The sequence below is a fragment of the Nocardioides terrae genome (assembly GCF_900112345.1).
GTDB lineage: Bacteria > Actinomycetota > Actinomycetes > Propionibacteriales > Nocardioidaceae > Nocardioides > Nocardioides terrae.
The window spans coordinates 144,030-165,129 of record NZ_FOLB01000008.1; the positions used below are offsets into that span (position 1 = coordinate 144,030).

Genomic DNA, 21,100 nt, shown 5'->3' on the forward strand with positions numbered 1-21,100 from the left:
CCGGACCGGCGCCGGGGCCACTAGTGTCGGAGATGTGTCAACGACGACGCACCAGACATCAGAGCAGGTCAAGGCGGAGCTGATCGGCCAGGCGATCGAGTTCGCCCGGTCGGGGAAGGGCAGCGGCGGGCCGCCGCACGACCAGGTCGCGGACCTCCTGCACGCCTACTACCGCCACGTGGCGCCGGAGGACCTGGCCGACCGCAGCGACGTCGACGTCTACGGCGCGTTCGCGGCGCACTACCGGCTCGGCGTCGATCGCCCCCAGGGAACGGCGCGGGTCCAGGTCAGCACCCCGACCCTCGCCGAGACCGGCTGGTCGGCCAGCGGGCACAGCGTGGTCGAGGTGGTCGTCGACGACATGCCGTTCCTCGTCGACTCGCTGACCATGGAGCTGTCCCGCCAGCTGCGCGACGTGCACGTCGTGATCCACCCGGCCTTCGACGTCGTCCGGGACATCACCGGCGCCCTGCAGTCGATGGCGGTCGTACCCGACGGGGCCCTCGAGCCCGAGGGTGAGGCGGTCCGCGAGTCGTGGATGCACGTCGAGATCGACCGGCTGCCCGAGGGCGACGACCCCGCCACCATCATCGAGGACATCCAGCGGGTGCTCCGCGACGTGCGCGAGGCGAACGAGGACTGGCGCAAGATGCACGGCCAGGTCGCGGCCATCGTGGACCAGCTCCGCACGGACCCGCCCCCGCTCGCTGCCGACGAGGTGCGGCAGGCCGCCGAGCTTTTGGAGTGGCTCGGCGACGAGCACTTCACCTTCCTCGGCTACAAGGAGTACAAGCTCGAGCGCCGGGGCGACGACGAGTTCCTGCACGCGGTCCCGGGCACCGGGCTCGGCATCCTCCGCGCCGACCAGGAGATCTCCGCCGACTCCGGCCGGCTGCCCGACGCGGTCAGGGCCAAGGCACGCGAGAAGACCCTGCTGGTCCTGGCCAAGGCGAACTCGCGGGCCACGGTGCACCGGCCGGCCTACCTCGACTACGTCGGCGTCAAGACCTTCGACGCGAACGGCGAGGTCGACGGCGAGCGTCGCTTCCTCGGCCTGCTCACCAGCGCCGCCTACACCGAGTCCCTGATGCGGATCCCCCTGATCCGCGAGAAGGCCAAGGCCGTGCTCAAGCACAGCGGCTTCGACCCGCGCAGCCACGCCGGCCAGGCGCTGATGGACACGCTCGAGACCTACCCGCGCGACGAGCTGCTGCACACCCCGGTCGACGAGCTGGCGCCGATGGCGGAGGCCGCCATGAGCGCCCGCGAGCGCCGCGCGGTGAAGATGTTCATCCGACGCGACACCTACGGCCGCTACGTCTCCGTGCTCGTCTACCTGCCGCGTGACCGCTACAACACGACGGTCCGCGAGCGGTTCTCCCGCATCCTCCAGGACCGGCTGCACGGCGAGTCCGTCGAGTTCACGGTCCGCATCAACGAGTCGACGACGGCCCGGGTCTACTTCGTCGTCCGGCTGCCGCAGGACGACGTCGTGCCCGACGTCGACACCGCCGACCTCGAGCGCCGGCTCGTCGAGGCCTCACGCTCGTGGCGCGACGACTTCATCCAGGCCGTGATCACGGAGTACGGCGAGGAGGTCGGCACCCGGCTGGGTCGCCGCTACGCCCACTCCTTCCCAGAGGGCTACAAGGAGGACTACACGCCGCGGACGGCGGCGGTCGACCTCGGCCGGCTCGAGGCGATCGGCACCGACGGCCCCGAAGCCAGCGGCCTGGACCTGTCGCTCTACGAGCCGCTCGACGCGAGCCCCGGCGAAGCCCGGCTCAAGGTCTACCGGATCGGCGACCCGCTCTCGCTCTCCGAGGTGCTGCCGATGCTCGGTTCGATGGGCGTCGAGGTCGTCGACGAGCGGCCCTACGAGCTCGAGGGGCTGGACCGGAGCTCGGTCATCTATGAGTTCGGCCTGCGGTACGCCGCCACCCTGCCCAGCGGCTCGCACGAGCTGTTCCAGGACGCACTGCGCGCGGTGTGGGACGGGTTCAACGAGACCGACGGCTTCAACGGGCTGGTCCTCGCGGCCGGGCTGAGCTGGCGGCAGGCGACCGTGCTGCGCGCCTACGCCAAGTACATGCGCCAGTGCAACAGCCCGTTCGCCCAGGACTACATCGAGCACGCGCTGCGCGGGAACGTCGACATCACCCGGCTGCTCGTGTCCCTCTTCGAGGCGCGCTTCGACCCCGCCAGGGGCGGGCCCGCCGAGGAGGAGCGGCTCGAGAAGCGGATCCTCGCCGCGCTCGACGACGTGGCCAGCCTCGACCACGACCGGATCCTGCGCTCCTACCTCACCCACATCAAGGCGACGCTGCGCACCAACTACTTCCAGAGCGACCCCGCGACCGGCGGACCGCACCCCTACCTGTCGCTGAAGCTCGAGCCCTCGGGGATCCCCGACCTGCCCCAGCCCCGGCCGAAGTACGAGATCTTCGTCTACTCGCCGCGCGTCGAGGGCGTGCACCTGCGCTTCGGCCCGGTCGCCCGCGGCGGACTGCGCTGGTCCGACCGGCGCGACGACTTCCGCACCGAGGTGCTCGGCCTGGTCAAGGCCCAGATGGTGAAGAACACGGTCATCGTGCCCGTGGGCGCCAAGGGCGGCTTCTTCTGCAAGCAGCTGCCGGACCAGGGGCCGGGCGGAGAGAACCGCGACGCCTGGCTGGCCGAGGGCGTCGCCTGCTACAGGACCTTCATCTCCGGGCTGCTCGACATCACCGACAACCTGGTCGACGGCAGGACCGTGCCGCCGCCGGACGTCGTACGTCACGACGGCGACGACTCCTACCTGGTCGTCGCCGCAGACAAGGGCACCGCGACGTTCTCCGACATCGCCAACGGCGTGGCCCAGGACTACGGCTTCTGGCTCGGTGACGCGTTCGCCAGCGGTGGCTCGGTCGGCTACGACCACAAGGCGATGGGGATCACCGCCAAGGGCGCCTGGGTGTCGGTGCAGCGGCACTTCCGCGAGCGCGGCATCGACTGCCAGGCCGAGGACTTCACCGCAGTCGGCATCGGCGACATGAGCGGTGACGTGTTCGGCAACGGGATGCTGTGCTCGGAGCACATCCGGCTGGTCGCCGCCTTCGACCACCGCGACATCTTCCTCGACCCCGATCCGGACGCCGCGACGTCGTACGCCGAGCGCCGGCGGCTCTTCGAGCTGCCCCGGTCGAGCTGGCAGGACTACGACAAGAGCCTCATCTCCGAGGGCGGTGGCATCTTCCCGCGGTCGGTGAAGTCGATCCGGCTCAACGACGCGATCCGCACCGCGCTCGGCGTCGACGCCGGCGTGGAGAAGATGACGCCGGCCGAGCTGATGAAGGCGATCCTTCAGGCGCCGGTCGACCTGCTGTGGAACGGCGGCATCGGCACCTACGTCAAGGGTGAGCTCGAGACGCACCCGGCCGTGGGCGACAAGGCCAACGACGCGATCCGCATCAACGGCGCCCAGCTCCGCGCACGGTGCGTGGGCGAGGGCGGCAACCTCGGCCTCACGCAGGCCGGCCGGATCGAGTACGTCCTGCGCGGCGGCGACGCGGCTGGCGTCAGCCAGGAAGGCGGGCGGATCAACACCGACTTCATCGACAACTCCGCCGGCGTGGACACCTCCGACCACGAGGTGAACATCAAGATCCTGCTCGACCGGGTCGTCGGGAACGGGGACCTGACCGACAAGCAGCGCAACGCGCTGCTCGCCGAGATGACCGACGAGGTCGCCGCGCTCGTGCTGCGCGACAACTACGAGCAGAACCTCGCCATCGCCAACGCGATCGCGCACGCGCCGTCCCTGCTGCACGTGCACGAGGACTTCATGCGCCAGCTCGAGAAGGCGGGGACGCTCGACCGCGAGATCGAGGGCCTCCCCTCGCGCGCGGAGGTACGCCGACGGCTCGACCGTGGCGTGGGGCTCACCCCGCCCGAGCTGTCCGTGCTGATGGCCTGGACCAAGATCGTGCTGGCCCAGGAGCTGCTCAGCGGGGGCCTGCCCGACGACCCGTACCTCGACACGGACCTCAAGGCCTACTTCCCGACGCCGATGCGCGAGCGGTTCCACGACCAGATCGAGGCGCACCCGCTGCGCCGCGAGATCATCGTGACGCAGGTCGTCAACGACCTCGTCAACGGAGCCGGCATGACCTTCTGGCCGCGGCTCGCCGCCGAGACCGGCGCGTCGGTGGCTGACCTGACCCGGGCGAACTTCGTCGCCCGGGAGATCTTCGGGTCGCTCCCGCTGCGCACCGAGCTCAGCACCTGGGACAACAGGCTGGACGCGAGCGTGCAGACCCGGATGCGGATCGAGATGCGGACGCTGGTCGAGCGGGCGTCGCGCTGGCTGGTCACCAACCGCCGCCCCCCGCTGGACAGCGTCGCCACGGTCGAGCACTTCGCCGGACTCGTGCAGGCCACGATGGCCCAGCTGCCCGACCTGATGACCGGCCGGGAGCTCGAGGCGTTCCACGAGCGGCAGGCCAGGCTCGAGCAGCGCGGGGTCCCGGAGGACCTTGCGCGCCGGGTCGCGGTGCTGCCGCCGGCGTACATGCTGCTCGGCATCGTGGAGACGGCGCAGCGGGAGGGACTGGCCGCCGAGGAGGTCGCTCGCCTGCACTTCGCCCTCGGCGAACGGCTCGGGCTGCCGATCCTGCTCCAGAAGATCGTGGCCCTGCCTCGCCACGACAAGTGGCAGACCATGGCCCGGGCCGCGCTGCGCGACGACCTGCACAGCGTGCACACCCAGCTCACCGCCCAGATCCTGCGCGACACCCCAGCCGACGAGTCGACCCTCGCGCGGATCGCCGAGTGGGAGGAGGGCGAGGCCGAGCTGGTCAGCCGCGCGGCCGGGACGCTCCAGCAGATCTGCGCCGACGAGGAGGCGGACCTGGCCCGGGCGTCGGTCGGGCTGCGCGTGGTGCGGGGGCTGCTCTCGGGCTGAGGACGGCCGTGGTCCGTCCCGGTCCGACGAGGGCGGAAGCGTGCCTCGACCCCTACGGGCCGGCCACGGAGGTCCGCGGCAGACTCCGGCCGTCGTACGGCGCGAAGGCACGCAGGTATCGCCTCGCCACCTCTTCCGGAGCGTTGGGCGGGATGACCACGAGCGTCCGATGCTGCCCGTCGATCATCGCGAGCACGGCCTGGTGCCGTTCACTGGTCGGCAGGATGGCCGTCTTGAGCCGGCCGCGACGGCGGGGGACCTCGACGGCGGCCGGCCGATCGTCCCAGTCGCTGGCCGAGTAGATGACGCGCGAGATGTAGCCCGCGTCGGCGGGCCAGGCAGCGAAGAGGAGCGGAAGCTCGTCGCTGAGCGTCCGGCTGCGCGGCCACCACGCCCCGTCGAGCTGGTGTCGGTCTGCGGAGAGCCTCAGCGTCAGTCGGGGATCCTGCGCGTCCATCCGGACCGCCGCCTCAGGTTGCCGCTGCGTCGGAATCTGCGTATCCGGCGTTCGCGGTCGTGGCATCAGTCTACGTGGCGAGGTCGAGGCTGAGCGCCGGCACGGGTCCCGAGGCGCGGCACCCGACCCACCCGGGAATCCTCGACTGGCGGCTCCCGCTGCCGATAGGTGGGTCATGCCATCGTGGTCGCGCGCCGAGCTCTCCGAGTGGGTGAGAGGGAAGCAGATCTACGCGCGCGACGGCCAGGCGGGGAACGCGCCGGCGCCCGAGTGGCTGCTCGCGGCGTCCGACGGCTGGGGTCCGGGAGGTGACTCGGCCGGAGCGCTGGAGCGGACCCACCCCGAGGACCGGCACGTCATCATCAGCACCTACTTCGATGCGCTGAGCCGGCCCGGCCAGGTGGTGTCCGGTCAGGTCCGGGCCCGTGGCATCGAGTCGCCGGACGAGTGGACCACCGCCCGGATCGAGTGGCTCAACCTGCTCGACGACCCCGAGGTCGGCTGCCTCGTGTCGACGATCTGCGAGGAGGGGCCCGACCGGCTCCCCGCGCCCGTCATCGTCGAGACCGGCGCGTTCGCGAAGACCCGCTGGATGGTGCTGGAGGTGCAGTCCACCGGCCGGATCCTGTCGGCCGACGGCAAGGTGTTCGAGACCCTAGGCCACGAGCCGAGCGAGCTGGTCGGCCACGTGCTCACCGAGTTCATCCACCCCGACGCCCTCGCCGACGGCGTGGCCAACTGGGTCAGGGTGACCGCCACGCCAGGAGCGACGAGCACGTCGCGCCGGCCCTGGAAGCGCAAGGACGGCGGCTTCACGTGGATGGAGGCGTCGTACCTCAACCGCGTCGACGACTCCGTGCTGGTCGTGGTGTGGGACATCACCGAGAAGCTCAAGCAGGAGCAGGAGCTGGCCGACGTCACCGCCCAGTTCCAGATCCTGGCCGACGAGGTGCCCGCCGCCGTGTTCTGCTGCGACCTCGACGGGGTGGTCCTCTTCCACAACGCCCGGTGGGCGTCGCTCGTCGATGACCGGCCCGACGTGACCACGCTCTTCGACCTCGTGGCGGAGCCCGACCACGTCGAGCTCTCGGCCACCCTCTCCGCACTGGCCGCTGACGAGCGGCGTGAGCGCCGGACGATCGACGTCCACAGCCGCGACGGCGTCACGGTCTGGCGGGTCGCGCTGCGGTCCACCGGCGATCCGGCGGCGGGGCGCGTGACGGTGGTCGGATCGATCGCCGACGTGACCGCGACCGTCCGCTGGCAGGCGGAGGCCCGCCACGACGCCCTCACGGGGGTCCTCAACCGGCACGGTCTCGACGAGGTCGTCGCCGAGGTCGCGGACCCGCAGACGCTCGTCGTGTTCATCGACCTCGACCGGTTCAAGCCGGTCAACGACGAGTTCGGCCACGACGTGGGCGACATGGTGCTCACCGAGGTGGCCCGCCGGCTGGCCGCGAGCCTGCGGCCCGGTGACGCGGTGGGCCGCTTCGGCGGCGACGAGTTCGTCGTCGTCTGCCGCGACGTCGCGTCCGGTGGGGACGCCGCGATCGTGCGACGCGTCGAGGAGGCACTCGCCGGATCGGTGACCTTCGAGGGCGGCCGCTGGGAGGCGGCGGCCTCGATCGGGGTCGCCCGCTTCACCCCCGGCGACGACCTGCGCCACGTTCTCCGCCGCGCCGACCTCGCCATGCTGCAGGTCAAGCGCGAGCGCCGGGCCTGCGCGGACCACGCGGCACGCTGACCGAACGCAGGTCGACCCTCAGCTCCGGGAGGTACGCCGGCCGAGCGCGCCGAGCCGGTGGTGCGCCAGGGCGGCCCGGGCGGCGTTCATGCCGGCCGCGCCGTGCACGCCGCCACCCGGGTGGGCCGAGGCCGACCCGAGGTAGAGCCCGCGGATCCCCGTCTCGGCCCTGCCCATGCCAGGCACCGGCCGGAAGACGAGCTGCTGGTGCAGCTGGGCGGTCCCGCCGTTGATCGCGCCGCCGACCAGGTTGGCGTCACGCTCCTCGAACTCGCGAGGCCCGAGCACGCGCCGGGCCTGGACCGTGTCACCGAAGCCGGGCGCCAGGTCCTCGAGCCGCGCCTGCATCCGGTCGGCGTACCGCTCGCACTCGGCCCGGTCCCAGCGTCCGGCGATGCCCTCGTCCCCCGCGTCCCGCTCGACGTCCTGGGGGACGTGGCTGTAGGCCCACAGCGACTCGGACCCGGCCGGCGAACGGCTGGGGTCGGTCGTCGTCATCTGCCCGACGAGGAGGAACGGCCGGTCCGGCACGGTGCGGTTCTGGCACTGCTCGGTGGTGCGGCTGAGCTCGGTGGTCGAGGCCGCCACATGGACCGTGCCGGGCGCGTGGGAGGGCGGCGTGCGCCAGGGGACCGGTCCGGAGAGCGCCCAGTCCACCTTGACCGTGCCCGGGTCGAGCTGGAAGGCGCGCATCCCCTTGCGGATCCGGTCGGGCAGGTCCTCGGTGCGGACCAGGTCGCCGAAGAGTCGAGGGGCGACCACGTCCGCGACCACCACCGGGCTCTCGAAGCGATCGCCGGAGGCGGTCCGGACCGCGGTGACGCGGCGCCCGTCGACCTCGATCCGGGTGACCTCCGCGCCGCAGAGCAGCTCTCCGCCCTTGCTGCGCAGCCGACTGGTCAGGGCGGCGGTGAGCTCTCCGGCACCGCCTTCCGGGACCGGGAACCCGACGGTCTGCGCCATCATCACCATCAGGACACCGAAGAGCCCCGAGCCGGGGGCGGCCATCGGGATGTCGGCGTGCGAGGCGTTCCCCGCGACCAGCAGCCGCGCGCCCTCGCTGCGGAAGCGGAGCCGGACCAGGTCGGCGACCGGCATGAGCAGGTCGCGCACCAGGCCGAGCCCGCCCGCGCCCGGCAGCCGCATGAGGGCACCCAGGCCGTGGCGGACCGGGGGGAACGGGGTGAGCAGCGCCCCGATCACGTGCGGGCCGATCCTGTCCCACTGCGCGCACAGCGCCAGCCAGGCGTCGCCGTCGCCGGGCTCGAGCTCGTCGAGGCTGGCAGCGGTGAGCTCTCGCTCGAGGTGCAGGAGGGCCCACCTGCCGTCCGGTCCCTGGTGGCCGACGACGGCCGGTGCGTGCCGCCAGGTCAGGCCGTGGTCCTCGAGCCGCAGCGACCGGATGGTCGGGGAGGCGGCCGCCAACGGGTAGAACGAGCTGAAGGTGTCGTGCACGAAGTCCGGGTGCACCTCGCGGTCGCTGCGCACCGCTCCGCCGGGCTCGGGCTGGGCCTCCAGCACGAGCACCGACCAGCCGGCGTCCACGAGGTGGTTGGCGGCGACCAGACCGTTCGGCCCTGCCCCGACCACGATGGCGTCGTACGTCGTCATGAACGGCCCTCGGCCAGCATCGCCAGCCGTTTCAGCGTCTCGACGTTGCGCACGTGCAGTGCCGCTGCGCGTAGCGGCCGGGGGAGGAACGAGCCCGGTCCGTGGGTGACGTCCTCCTCGACCTCGATCTCGGTGCCGTCGGCGACCGGCCGCAGCCGCAGCACGACCCGTGCCTCGCCGAGTGGCCAGGCGCGGGCCTGCAGCTCCAGCCGCTCGCCGGGGACGCACGCGAGCGACTCGGTGTTGTCGTCGATCACCATCGGCCAGACGCCGACCGAGTGGTGCAGACGCGTCCCGGGCGCCGGCCAGCCGTCGTCGACGCCGCGGATGCGGCAGGCTCCGACGACCCAGAGCGGGAACAGCCAACCGTCGGCGAGCACCTCCCACACCTTGTCCGGAGAGGTCTTGGCGGTCCAGGTGGTCACGGCCATGCCGTCCGGTGACCCGCGGCTGCCGCGCGAAACCTCGTCGGCGTCGGTCTCCCCGGGTAGGTCGCGGAGGGAGCCATCGCCTACGATGAGGACCGAAAGGGAGTAGTCCCCAACAGTCGCGTCGACATGCTGACCCTCGGGTCCGGCGCGGCAGGCCACCTGCACGGGCGGCGGACGAGACTTTCGACCAGACACCCATGTTGTGACGTGCCTGGTCGGAGGGGCGTCCGCACCAGGGTTCCTCCGGCCCGGCGCCGGAGAGGAAGCCCCGTTGTACGCGTTCCTGTTGAGCACCGCCGTCATCTTCGTCGCCGAGCTCGGCGACAAGAGCCAGCTGATGGCGATGACCTTCGCCGCGCGCTACCGCACCCGCGACGTCCTGATCGGCATCACCGCCGCGACCGCGCTGGTCCACCTGGCGTCGGTGGGCATCGGCCACTTCGTCGGCGACGCCTTCGAGGGCGCCCAGGGCACCATCCAGGTCGTCGCCGGTGTCGCCTTCCTCGCCTTCGCGCTGTGGACGCTGCGCGGCGACGAGCTGACCGAGGAGGAGGCCGCGAAGGCCCGGACGAGCAGCGGGCTGGCCATCGTGGCCGTCGGGACGGCGTTCTTCCTCGCCGAGCTCGGCGACAAGACCATGCTCGCGACGATCACGCTCGCGACCCAGGAGGGCTGGTTCGGCACCTGGCTGGGCTCCACGCTCGGCATGGTCGTCGCCGATGCGCTCGCGATCGTCGTCGGTGCGGTGCTCGGCCGCCGGCTCCCCGAGAAGGCGATCAAGTACGGCGCCGCGGCGCTGTTCGCGATCTTCGGACTGCTCCTCGTCGCCGGTGGGCTCGGCTGGCTCTGAGGCTCATCTCCCGTGGCCGTGCGACTCCGGCCGTCAGCCGGCTCCGGTCACGTCGAAGCCGGCGTCCTTGCGGGAGAGCAGCTCCCGACGCTGCTCGGGGCTGAGCGCGGCCAGGTCCTCGGCCAGCTCCGCACGGATGCTGTAGACCTCGGGCGCCTCGTCCAGGGGGACCACGGTGTGGACCACGCGGTCCTCGTAGAGGTGGGTCATGCTGATCGCGCCGCCGCCGTCCACACCCCGCAGCAGCGCGCTGGTGGGCGCCGGGTCGAGGGTGTAGCAGCTCGCCGAGGCGACCGAGACCGGGATGCCCGCGAAGGTCGAGTACGTCGAGAAGTGCAGGTGGCCGGCGAGGATGCTGCGGACGTCGCTGCCCCGAAGCACGTCGGCCAGCAGGTGCTGGTCGGCGAGCTCGAGGACGGCCTCCGCCGGGACCATGGGCGTCGGCACCGGTGGGTGGTGCAGCGCGAGCAGCGTGCCGTGCGGCGCGGGTGTGGCCAGGACCTCGCCCAGCCAGGCCAGCTGCTCGGCGGACAGCTCGCCGTGGTGGTAGCCGGGGACGCTGCTGTCCAGGCTGACGATCCGCAGCCCGCCGACGTCGTGGACGGCGTCCTGAGAGGTGTCGGTCGCTGCGCCGAACAGCTCCTTGGAGTAGGCCAGCCGCTCGTCGTGGTTGCCCATCACCCAGACCACCTGCGCGCCGATCGCCGCGGCCGCCGGTTCGACGAGCTCCTTGACCCGGGCATAGGCCGCGGGCTCGCCCAGGTCGGCGAGGTCACCGGTGACCACGATCGCGTCGGGCACCGGCCGGATCCGCGCGATCCGCTCCAGGGCGAGCAGCAGCCCGCGCTCCGGGTCGACGACGTCGTACTGCCGCTTGCCGTCGGCGAGCAGGTGCGTGTCGCTCAGGTGGGCGACGGTGTGGACCGGGTCGGGGTACTGGCCGAGCTGCACCGTCCGAGCCTAGGGCCAGAGCGCCGGCCACGTCCGAGAACGCCACTGCCCGGCACCGCGAACGGCGCCGGGCAGTGGGAGGCCGACGATCAGGGAGCGACCGGCTGGCCGGTGAGCTTCTTGTAGGTGAAGGCGGTGCCCACGAGGGCGATCGGGATCGTGGCGATGATGCCGACGCAGAAGAGGCAGAAGCCCACGATCGTGACCACGAACGCGACGATCGCCCAGATGAGCGCCTTGCCCGCGTTGCGCCAGACGAACGTCACGCTCTCCTTCATAGCGTCGACCGGCGAGAGGTCGCGGTCGATGAGGAAGTAGGTGGCGAAGGAGAGGAAGAACATCGCGACGATGCCGGGGAGGATGCAGAGCACCAGGCCGATCGTCTCGACGATCGCCACGAGGATGGCCAGGATGAAGACCGGGCCCCACGGGATCCGGCCGAAGAGGCCGCCGATCTCGAGCGGCCGACCCTCCGTGAGGTCCAGCGCGCCGCGGACGATCACCGCGCCGACGATCGTCTGGCCGACGAAGCCGAGCAGGCTGGAGAACGCGTTGCCCGTCTGCCGGAGCGACCCCGGGTCAGGCGTCCCGAAGACCGCGCGGTCGATGACGCTTCCGATGCCACCCAGGATGAGCGAGGCGAGGATGACGAGCAGCCCGAGCAGCAGCATGCCGCCGATGTTCTGGGTGAACTTGCGCCACGCGTAGCCCAGCGCGTTCCCGACGCTCCACGGCTCGATCGCCGGGCCACCGCCGTAGCCACCCGGAGGAGGCGTGCCGTAGCCGCCCGGAGGAGGCGTGCCGTAGCCGCCCGGCGGGGGAGGGGGCGTGCCGTAGCCGCCCGGGGGCTGGCCGTAGTCCGGGCCCGAGGGCGGCGGAGCGCCGTAGTCCGGGCCCGAGGGCGGCGTGCCGCCCGGGGTGTCGCCCTGGCTGCCGTACGGGTCGTCCGGCGGAGTCGTGGACATGGTGTGCCTTCCGTCGTCGCGGGCCGGTCTCGGAGCGCCACCCGCGGTGATGCCCCGCAACGTACCGTCAGCGACCGGCGCCGGAACAGCACCGCGGGTGGTGTCGCAACCCGGCTTCGGGGCCGACAATGTCGGGGTGACGAACCTGGACGCGCGTCCTGCGGAGATCGCCGGCGGGGACCGGCGCGGCGGCCGAGCCCTGACCATCGCCCCGCGCGACGTGCCGCTCGGCGGTCCCCGTGCCATGGCCGTACGTCGCACCCTGCCGTCGCGCGAGCGGAGCCTGATCGGCGCCTGGTGCTTCCTGGACCACTACGGCCCCGACGACGTCTCGGTCAGCGGTGGGATGAAGGTCGCGCCGCACCCGCACACGGGCCTGCAGACGGTGTCGTGGCTGTTCACCGGCGAGATCGAGCACCGCGACTCGGCAGGCAACCACGCGATGGTGCGGCCTGGCGAGGTCAACCTGATGACCGGTGGCCATGGCATCAGCCACTCGGAGATCTCGACCGACGCGACGCCGGTGCTGCACGGGGCGCAGCTGTGGGTCGCGCTGCCCGACGAGCACCGCGACACCGATCCGCACTTCGACCACTTCGCGCCGGCGCCACTCGAGGGTCCCGGGTGGACGGTCCGGGTCTTCCTCGGTTCGCTGCTCGGCGTCACCTCGCCGGTGCCGACGTACACCCCGCTGCTGGGCGCGGAGGTCCTGCTCGAGCCGGGGACCTCGCTGACCGTCCCCGTGGACGCGACCTTCGAGCACGGCGTCCTCGTCGACACCGGTGGCGTCACCGTGGTCGCGACGGGCTCGACCGGTGACGAGTGGCCCGTGGCGACGCCCGTCGCGAAGGACCATCTCGCCTACACGCCGCCCGGGGCCACCAGCCTGACCCTCGCGGCCGGCCCGGCGTGGACGCGGCTGCTGCTGCTCGGCGGCCCGCCGTTCGGCGAGTCGATCGTGATGTGGTGGAACTTCGTGGGCCGCACCCACGAGGAGGTCGTCGCCTACCGGGACGCCTGGCAGGCGGCGATCACGGGACCCGACGGCGACGTGGTCGGCGACTCCCAGCTGGTCTCCGACTCCCGCTTCGGGGTCGTCCTCGGCGACCACCTGCCGCCCATCCCCGCACCACCGCTCCCCGGGGTCAGGCTGCGCGCGCGACAGTAAGGTGCGGACATGGGCACCGTGACGGCCGACACACTGGACGAGCTGGTCGCAGCGCTTCCCGGAGGCAGCGTCGTCACCGACCCGGTCGCCATCGAGAAGTACCGCGAGGACTTCGCGCGCGACGGCTCCGCGGGTACGCCGATCGCGGTGGTGCGCCCCGAGGACGCCGGCCAGGTCCAGACTGCCGTCCGGTGGGCGGCGGCGCACCGCGTCCCCGTCGTACCGCGCGGCGCCGGGACCGGCCTGTCCGGCGGATCGTCGGCCGTCGACGGCGGCATCACCATCTCGCTCGACCGGATGCGGACGGTCTCGATCGACCCGCAGAGCCAGGTCGCGACCGTCGAGCCCGGCGCGCTCAACGTCGAGGTCAAGCGGGCCGCGGCCGAGCACGGGCTGTGGTACCCGCCCGACCCGTCGTCCTTCGAGATCTGCTCGATCGGGGGCAACCTCGCCACCAACGCCGGCGGCCTGTGTTGCGTGAAGTACGGCGTGACGACCGACTACGTCCTCGGCATGGACGTCGTGCTCGCCGACGGGACCCTGGTCACCCTCGGCGGCAAGCAGATCAAGGACGTGGCCGGACTCTCCTTGCTCAAGCTCTTCGTCGGCAGCGAGGGCACGCTGGGGATCATCACCCGCGCGGTCCTCCGGCTGATCCCGCTGCAGACGCCGAAGGCGACGCTCGTCGGCAGCTTCCCCACGATGGCGGCGGCGGCCGAGGCGGTCGTCGCGATCCGCGGCACCGTCCGGGCCTCGATGCTCGAGCTGATGGACAGCACGACGATCAACGCCGTCGAGGACTGGCGCTCCCACGGACTCGACCGCAGCGCCGGGGCGCTGCTCGTCGCCCAGTCCGACGCCCCGGGCGAGTCGGGTGCGGCCGAGGTCGCGCTGATCGAGGCCTGCTGCGCGGCCGCCGGCGCCGACGAGGTGTTCACGACGACCGACCCGGACGAGGCCGACCTGTTCGTCTCGGCCCGGCGCAACGCCATCCACGCCCTCGAGCACCGCGGCAGCGTGCTCTTCGAGGACGTCGGCGTCCCGGTGCCGCGCCTGCCCGACCTGGTGAAGGTCATCGCCGACATCGCCGAGCGCCACGCCCTCGAGATCGCGCTGGTCGCGCACGCGGGCGACGGCAACACCCACCCGCTCATCGTCTATGACGCCGCGGACCCGGGGTCCACCGACCAGGCCCGGGCGGCGTTCAGAGAGGTGATGGCCGCGGCCATCCGGCTCGGCGGCACGATCACCGGAGAGCACGGGGTGGGCCGCGCCAAGCGGTTCGCGCTCCCCGACCAGCTCGGTGACGACGTCCTGGCGCTGACCTGGCGGATCAAGGACGCCCTCGACCCGCACGGCATCCTCAACCCGGGCGCCGTCCTTCCGCCCCGAGCCTGACGCCACCCTGCCCGCCACCCTGACCGTCACCCCGTCCGCCACCCCGTCCGCCACCCCGAGGAGCACCGTTGATCGTCCACCGCCACCTCTTCGGGCCCGGCCCGACCAACGCCTACCCCGAGGCCACCGAGGCCCTCGCCCGGCCGCTGCTCGGTCACCTCGACCCGGTCTTCCTCGAGATCATGGACGAGACGTGCGCACGGCTCCGGGAGACGTGGGGCACCGCCGCCAACCGGACGCTGCCGCTCTCGGCGACCGGTTCCGCCGGCATGGAGGCGGCGTTCGTCAACGCCGTGCACCCCGGCGATGTCGTGGTCGTCGCGGTCAACGGCCTGTTCGGGCAGCGCATGTGCGAGGTCGCCTCCCGGTGTGGCGCCGAGGTGGTGCCTGTCGAGCACGAGTGGGGCACGCCGGTCGACCCCGAGCGGGTCGTCGCCGCCCACCCGTCGCCCGCGATCGTCGCCGCGGTGCACGCCGAGACGTCCACCGGCGTCCGCTCCGACATCGCCGCGCTCGGCCGGGCCGTGCACGAGGCCGGCGACGCCCTGCTGCTGGTCGACGCGGTCACCTCGATCGGCGGCATCGAGCTGCGGGCCGACGACTGGGGCATCGACATCGGGTACGCCGGCACGCAGAAGTGCCTCGGCGTCGCACCCGGCCTGGCGCCGTACACCATCGACGAGCGCGCCTTCGCGCGTCGGGTCGAGCGGCCGCGGTCGTGGTACCTCGACCTCGGCCTGCTCGGCGGCTACGTCGGCGACACCCGCGGCCACAACCCGGCCCGGACCTACCACCACACCGCGCCGGTCGCGATGGTCGTCTCGCTGCACGCGGCGCTCGGCCGGATCCTCGAGGAGGGCCTGGAGAACGCCTGGGCGCGGCACGAGGCCGCCGGCCAGGCGCTCCAGGACGGCCTCGAGACGATGGGGCTCGAGCTCTTCGCCCGGGCCGGTTCGCGGCTGCCGGAGCTGACCACCGTCCGCGTCCCCGACGGCGTCGACTCCGCGGCCGTCCGGCGTACGCTCCTCGAGCGCTACGACATCGAGATCGGCGCGGGGGTGGGTGAGTACGCGTCGTCGGTGTGGCGGATCGGGCTGATGGGGCCGAACGCGTCACCCGACGCCGTACGGCTCCTCCTGGGTGCGCTGGGGGATGTCCTCGGTCGTTAGGCGCACCGGCCGCATGCGCGGACGTCAGCCGAGGGCGGCAGCCTCGGCGGCCAGCCTGGTGACGGTGTCCCAGTCGCCCGCGGCCATGGCGGCGGCGGGGGTGATCCAGGTGCCGCCGACGCAGCCGACGTTGGCCAGGGCGAGGTAGTCGGGGGCGGTCGCGAGCCGGACACCGCCGGTCGGGCAGAACCGCGCGGCCGGGATCACGGTGGTGAGCGCGGCGAGGTAGGGCAGCCCCCCGGAGACCTCGGCGGGGAAGAACTTCATCTGGGTCAGGCCGTGCTCGAGGACGGCGATGGCCTCGGAGACGGTCGCCGTCCCGGGAAGGAACGGCAGCCCGGTCTCGAGCATCCCCTCGAGGAGCCGGGGTGTCGCGCCGGGGGAGACGAGGAAGGTCGCGCCGGCGTCCTGCGCCTTCTTCGCGAGCTCGGGCGTGGTGACCGTGCCGGCGCCGAGCACGATCTCGGGCACCTCGTCGGCGATCGCGCGCATGGCGTCGAGCGCGACGGGCGTGCGCAGGGTCAGCTCGATGACAGGCAGACCGCCGGCGACCAGTGCCTTCGCGACCGGCACCGCCTGCTCGAGGGCGTCGACGACGACGACCGGGATGACTGGTGCGATCGAGAGCAGGTCGGAGCCGACGGCGGCGGCACCGTGGGGGTCAGGCGTGGACAACGGACATCTCCTCGGAGGCGGGGGTGACGGGGGCGAAGACCGAGGCACCAGTGTCGGCCGAACCGACCGCTGCGCGGAAGGCGGTGAAGAGCTCGCGCCCGGTCCCTGCCCACTCCTCGCCGATCGGCGCGCGGCCGGTGGCCTCGCGGGCGTCGAACTCCGCCGGGTCGACGTCGATGGTCAGCGTGCCGGCGACGGCGTCGACGGTGATGAGGTCACCGTCGCGGACCCGGCCGAGCGGACCGCCCAAGGCGGCCTCGGGGGTCACGTGGATCGCAGCCGGCACCTTGCCGGAGGCGCCGGACATCCGGCCGTCGGTGACGATCGCGACGCGGTGGCCGCGGTCCTGCATGACGCCGAGGGCGGGGGTCAGCTTGTGCAGCTCGGGCATGCCGTTGGCGGCGGGGCCCTGGTAGCGGATGACGGCGACCAGGTCGTGGTCGAGACGCCCCTCGGCGAAGGCGGCGAGGAAGTCCGCCTGGTCGTCGAAGACCAGTGCGGGTGCGGTCACGACCTGGTTCTCGGGCTTGACCGCCGAGGTCTTGATGACCGCCTTGCCGAGCGGGCCGTGCAGCACCCGCAGGCCGCCGTCGACCGAGAACGGGTCCTCGGCCGGGCGGAGCACGTCGAGGTCGCCGGACTCGGGGGCGCCCTCGACCCACTCGATGCCGGCCGCGCCCGGTGCCGAGCCCAGCCCGGTCGGCGAGAGCCGCGGCTCCTGGGTGTAGCGCGAGAGCCCGGTGCCCATGATGGTGCGGACGTCGTCGTGCAGGAGGCCCGCGGAGAGCAGTGTGCGGATGAGGTAGCCGATGCCGCCGGCCGCGTGGAAGTGGTTCACGTCCGCCTGCCCGTTCGGGTAGACCCGGGCCAGCAGCGGTACGACGGCCGACAGGTCGGACAGGTCGTCCCAGGTCAGCTGGATGCCGGCCGCGCGGGCCATCGCGACGAGGTGCAGCGTGTGGTTGGTCGACCCGCCGCTGGCCAGCAACGCCACGCACGCGTTGACGATCGAACGCTCGTCGATGACGTCGCCGATGCCCACGCCCTCCCCGGTCAGCTCGGTCACGCGCGCGGCCGCGGCCCGGGTCAGCGCGTCGCGCAGCTCACCGGTCGGCGGGGTGAAGGAGGCGCCGGGCAGGTGCAGGCCGAGCACCTCCATGAGGAGCTGGTTGGAGTTGGCGGTGCCGTAAAAGGTGCAGGTCCCGACCGAGTGGTAGGACGCCGACTCGGCGGCGAGCAGCTCCTCGCGGCCCACCTTGCCCTCGGCGTAGAGCTGGCGGATGCGGGCCTTCTCGCCGTTCGGCAGCCCCGACGCCATCGGCCCGGCCGGCACGAAGACGGTCGGCAGGTGACCGAACGACAGCGACCCGATGACCAGGCCGGGCACGATCTTGTCGCAGACGCCGAGCATCAGCGCGCCGTCGAACATGTCGTGGGAGAGCGCGATCGCCGCCGACATCGCGATCACGTCGCGGGAGAACAGCGAGAGCTGCATGCCGTCGCGGCCCTGGGTGACGCCGTCGCACATGGCGGGCACGCCACCCGCGACCTGCGCGAGGCCGCCGGCCCGCATCACGGCCTGCTTGAGGGCCGGCGGGTAGTCGGCGTACGGCGCGTGCGCGGAGAGCATGTCGTTGTAGCTCGTCACGATCGCGACGTTGGGCTTGGCGGTGGGGCCGACGAGCTGGAGCTCCTGCTTGGCCTCCGGCTCGGCGCCGGCGAAGCCGTGCGCGAGGTTGGCGCAGGCGAGCCGGCCGCGGGCCGGGCCCTGCTCGGCCGCCCGGTGGATCCGGTCGAGGTACGCCGACCGGGTGGCCTCGCTGCGCTCGGCGATCCGGCCGGTGACACCGGCGACGACCGCGTGGAGAGGGGCGCTCATAGGGAGTCCTCCTGCCAGGAGCGGCCGTCCCGCTCGATGAGGGTGATCGCTGTCGTCGGACCGGCCGAGCCGGCGGCGTACCGCTTGGGCGGCAGGCCGGACTCGGTCCAGTGCTGGATGATCGGGTCGACCCAGGTCCAGGCGGCCTCGACCTCGTCGCGGCGCATGAAGAGGGTCGGGTTGCCCTTCACGACGTCCATGAGCAGGCGCTCGTAGGCGTCGGGGGAGCGCTGGGTGAACGCCGAGGCGAAGTTGAGGTCGAGCGAGACCGGCTTGAGCCGGTAGCCGCCCGGGCCCGGCTCCTTGGCGGTCAGGTGCAGGCGCATGCCCTCGTCGGGCTGGACCTGGATGTGCAGCCGGTTGGGCGCGGTGACGCCCGTGCGGTGCGGGAAGACGTCGTGCGGCGGCTCCTTGAAGACCACCACGATCTCGGAGGAGCGGCGGTCCATCCGCTTGCCGGTGCGCAGGTAGAAGGGCACGCCGGCCCAGCGCCAGTTCTGCACCTCCGCCTTGAGGGCGACGAACGTCTCGGTGAGTCCCTCGTCGGTCGAGCCGGTCGAGACGCGGCCGACCTCCTCGTCGTACGACTTCACCTGGCGGCCCTCGACCGGCCCTGCGGCGTAGCGACCGCGCACGATGTCGCGGTCGATCTCCACCGCGGTCATCGGCTTGAGCGCCTGGAGGACCTTCATCTTCTCGTCGCGGACGTCCTCGCGGCCGACCTCGATCGGCGGCTCCATGGCGACCAGGCAGAGCAGCTGGAGCAGGTGGTTCTGCACCATGTCGCGCATCGCGCCGGCCCGGTCGTAGTAGCCGACCCGCTCGCCGACCCCGACCGTCTCGGCGACCGTGATCTGGATGTGGTCGATCCAGTGGCTGTTCCACAGCGGCTCGAGGAGGGTGTTGGCGAACCGCGTGACCAGCAGGTTCTGCACGCTCTCCTTGCCGAGGTAGTGGTCGATGCGGAAGATCTGCGACTCGTCGAAGACCTCGCCGACCACCGCGTTGATCGCACGGGCCGAGGCGAGGTCGTGGCCGAGCGGCTTCTCGAGGACCACGCGCGCCGGAGCCTCGGTCATGCCGCCGTCGCCCAGGCGTCGGCAGATCGGGCCGAAGAGGGTCGGCGCCACCGCGAGGTAGTAGACGCGGACGGTGCTCTCGACCTCCGGCCGGTCCTTGAGGAGGCCGTAGAGGTTGTGCCAGTCGGCCGCCTCCTCGATGTCGAGCCGCACGTGGTGCAGACGCGCGAGCAGCCGCTCGGAGGTGTCGTCGTCGAGGTCGCCGACCTGCTCCAGCAGCGCATCGTGGACGAGCGCGCGGTAGGCGTCGTCGTCGAGGTCGGTGAGGGAGACGCCGATGATCCGGGTGTCGTCGGGCAGGTGCCCCTCGAGCTCGGAGTGGTAGAGCGCCGGGAGGAGCTTGTGGAGGGACAGGTTTCCCGTGCCGCCGAAGACGGTGAAGTCACAGCGCTCCGGCATCAGGGGGATGCCGGCGGCGGGAGAGGAGATGCCGGAAGCGAGGGACATGCATCAACCGTGACAGGATTCTTTGATCGTTACAAGCACAACTTGTGTTTTTCCGCGACAAAAGTGCCCCTAAGATCGCTCCCATGTCCGAGACGCCTGCCGCCGCCAGCGGCTCCAGCCTGCACACCGCCGGCGACCTTCTCGACCTGATCCGCACCGGTCGGGCCGCGACCCGCACCGACCTTCAGCGGCTGACCGGTCTGTCACGCACCGCCGTCGGCGCGCGCGTGGCGGCGCTGGCCCGCGCCGGCCTGGTCGTCCACGGCGACGAGTCCGTCTCCACCGGGGGCCGGCCGCCCGGCACGCTGCTCTTCAACGCCGACGCGGGGGTCGTGCTCGCGGCGGCGATCGGCCGCTCCCGCAGCCAGCTCGCCGTCTTCGACCTCGAGGGCCGGGAGCTGGCCGGTGACACCAGCGACCACGAGGTCGGCATCAGCGCGGACTCCTTGATGCCCCGGCTCATCGACCGGCTGCGCACGATGCTCGACGGGCTGCCTCCGGTCCCGGTCCTGGGTGTCGGCGTCAGCCTGCCCGGCGTCGTCGACCCGGTCCGGCTGGTCAGCGTCGACTCCCCGGTGATGGGCGGCTGGGACGGCGTACCGCTCGAGCCCTACTTCCGCGAGGTCACCGACGCCCCGGTCTTCCTCGCCAACGACGCCGACGTGCTCGCGGAGGCCGAGCTCTTCGGCGGCACGCCGTTCCGCGACCTCCTCGTCGTCAAGGCCTCCACCGGTCTCGGGCTCGGCGTGGTCGCCGACGGCAGCGTGCTGACCGGCCACCTCGGCGCCGCGGGCGAGATCGGGCACACACGAACCGAGGCCGGCGACCTGCCCTGCCGCTGCGGCAACACCGGGTGCCTCGAGGCGATCGCCGCCGGCTGGGCGCTGGTCAACGCCTTCAACGACTCCGGCCGCGAGGCCGGCCACATCCGCGACCTGGTCGGCTTCGCGCTGGCCGGGGACGCGGTGGCCCGCAAGCTGCTGCGCGACTCCGGCCGCCGGCTCGGCGAGGTGCTCGCCGTCGCGATCAACCTGCTCAACCCCGAGGCCGTCGTCATCGGCGGTGACATGGGCCAGGCCTTCGAGGTCTACGCCGCCGGCGTGCGCGAGTCGGTCTACGCCCGCTCCACCGCGCTCGCCACCCGCGACCTGCAGTTCCTGCCGTCCGCGCAAGGTGACTCCGCGGGCCTGGTCGGTTGCGCCGCCCTCGCCGTCAAGCACGTCCTCTCGCCCACCGCTGTCGACGCCCGCCTCGCCGACGCCGAGTCGGCAGAGACTCTCGTCGTGTGAGGGCCGAGTCGGCAGAAGCTCGCGAGGCCCCGAGAGCTTCTGCCG

15 protein-coding genes are annotated in these 21,100 nt (G+C 72.4%); 7 read left to right on the forward strand and 8 right to left on the reverse strand.

Features of this window, described 5'->3' with window-relative positions:
* Positions 1 to 34: 34 nt before the first annotated feature.
* Positions 35 to 4,942, forward strand: a complete 4,908-nt coding sequence (locus BM236_RS12195; RefSeq protein ID WP_091124122.1) for an NAD-glutamate dehydrogenase — start codon at positions 35 to 37, stop codon at positions 4,940 to 4,942.
* Positions 4,943 to 4,994: 52 nt separating this feature from the next.
* On the opposite strand, the gene BM236_RS12200 is transcribed toward BM236_RS12195, so the two are convergent.
* A complete protein-coding gene (locus BM236_RS12200) occupies positions 4,995 to 5,399 on the reverse strand; it encodes a DUF5994 family protein (RefSeq protein ID WP_091124123.1) in 405 nt (134 codons plus the stop codon).
* Positions 5,400 to 5,574: 175 nt separating this feature from the next.
* Between BM236_RS12200 and BM236_RS12205 the strand changes: the two genes are divergently transcribed.
* Complete coding sequence (locus BM236_RS12205; RefSeq protein WP_091124125.1) at positions 5,575 to 7,143, forward strand: sensor domain-containing diguanylate cyclase; 1,569 nt, start codon at positions 5,575 to 5,577, stop codon at positions 7,141 to 7,143.
* 18 nt (positions 7,144 to 7,161) lie between these two features.
* Here the strand turns inward: BM236_RS12205 and BM236_RS12210 are convergent, their stop codons facing one another.
* Both BM236_RS12210 and BM236_RS12215 read right to left on the reverse strand, forming a co-directional pair.
* On the reverse strand, positions 7,162 to 8,754 hold the full coding sequence (locus BM236_RS12210) for a phytoene desaturase family protein (RefSeq protein WP_091124126.1): 1,593 nt from the start codon (positions 8,752 to 8,754) through the stop codon (positions 7,162 to 7,164).
* Positions 8,751 to 9,185, reverse strand: a complete 435-nt coding sequence (locus BM236_RS12215; RefSeq protein ID WP_091124128.1) for an SRPBCC family protein — start codon at positions 9,183 to 9,185, stop codon at positions 8,751 to 8,753. Before BM236_RS12215 ends, BM236_RS12210 begins: the two co-directional genes overlap by 4 nt.
* Before the next feature lie 286 nt (positions 9,186 to 9,471).
* Between BM236_RS12215 and BM236_RS12220 the strand changes: the two genes are divergently transcribed.
* A complete protein-coding gene (locus BM236_RS12220; protein ID WP_245750303.1) occupies positions 9,472 to 10,035 on the forward strand; it encodes a TMEM165/GDT1 family protein in 564 nt (187 codons plus the stop codon).
* 33 nt (positions 10,036 to 10,068) lie between these two features.
* Here BM236_RS12220 and BM236_RS12225 read toward each other — a convergent pair whose 3' ends face one another.
* On the reverse strand, positions 10,069 to 10,986 hold the full coding sequence (locus tag BM236_RS12225) for a metallophosphoesterase (RefSeq protein ID WP_091124131.1): 918 nt from the start codon (positions 10,984 to 10,986) through the stop codon (positions 10,069 to 10,071).
* Positions 10,987 to 11,075: 89 nt separating this feature from the next.
* Complete coding sequence (locus BM236_RS12230) at positions 11,076 to 11,951, reverse strand: DUF7847 domain-containing protein (RefSeq protein WP_091124132.1); 876 nt, start codon at positions 11,949 to 11,951, stop codon at positions 11,076 to 11,078.
* A 136-nt stretch (positions 11,952 to 12,087) separates the two neighbouring features.
* Between BM236_RS12230 and BM236_RS12235 the strand changes: the two genes are divergently transcribed.
* From BM236_RS12235 to BM236_RS12245, 3 genes are all read left to right on the forward strand, one after another.
* A complete protein-coding gene (locus tag BM236_RS12235; protein ID WP_091124134.1) occupies positions 12,088 to 13,119 on the forward strand; it encodes a pirin family protein in 1,032 nt (343 codons plus the stop codon).
* A 9-nt stretch (positions 13,120 to 13,128) separates the two neighbouring features.
* Complete coding sequence (locus BM236_RS12240) at positions 13,129 to 14,517, forward strand: FAD-binding oxidoreductase (RefSeq protein ID WP_091124135.1); 1,389 nt, start codon at positions 13,129 to 13,131, stop codon at positions 14,515 to 14,517.
* A gap of 68 nt (positions 14,518 to 14,585) precedes the next feature.
* Positions 14,586 to 15,686, forward strand: a complete 1,101-nt coding sequence (locus BM236_RS12245; protein WP_091124138.1) for a pyridoxal-phosphate-dependent aminotransferase family protein — start codon at positions 14,586 to 14,588, stop codon at positions 15,684 to 15,686.
* 24 nt (positions 15,687 to 15,710) lie between these two features.
* On the opposite strand, the gene eda is transcribed toward BM236_RS12245, so the two are convergent.
* The 3 genes from eda to zwf are packed head-to-tail and all read right to left on the reverse strand — an operon-like array spanning position 15,711 to position 19,766.
* Positions 15,711 to 16,361: a bifunctional 4-hydroxy-2-oxoglutarate aldolase/2-dehydro-3-deoxy-phosphogluconate aldolase gene (eda, locus tag BM236_RS12250; RefSeq protein WP_245750304.1), complete on the reverse strand. Its 651-nt coding sequence runs from the start codon at positions 16,359 to 16,361 to the stop codon at positions 15,711 to 15,713.
* Positions 16,348 to 18,240: a phosphogluconate dehydratase gene (edd, locus tag BM236_RS12255; RefSeq protein WP_091124139.1), complete on the reverse strand. Its 1,893-nt coding sequence runs from the start codon at positions 18,238 to 18,240 to the stop codon at positions 16,348 to 16,350. Before edd ends, eda begins: the two co-directional genes overlap by 14 nt.
* On the reverse strand, positions 18,237 to 19,766 hold the full coding sequence (zwf, locus tag BM236_RS12260; RefSeq protein WP_175507669.1) for a glucose-6-phosphate dehydrogenase: 1,530 nt from the start codon (positions 19,764 to 19,766) through the stop codon (positions 18,237 to 18,239). Before zwf ends, edd begins: the two co-directional genes overlap by 4 nt.
* A gap of 83 nt (positions 19,767 to 19,849) precedes the next feature.
* Between zwf and BM236_RS12265 the strand changes: the two genes are divergently transcribed.
* Positions 19,850 to 21,055 carry an ROK family transcriptional regulator gene (locus BM236_RS12265; protein ID WP_091124142.1) on the forward strand — a complete coding sequence of 402 codons (1,206 nt, stop codon included), beginning with the start codon at positions 19,850 to 19,852 and terminating at the stop codon, positions 21,053 to 21,055.
* Positions 21,056 to 21,100 lie beyond the last annotated feature (45 nt).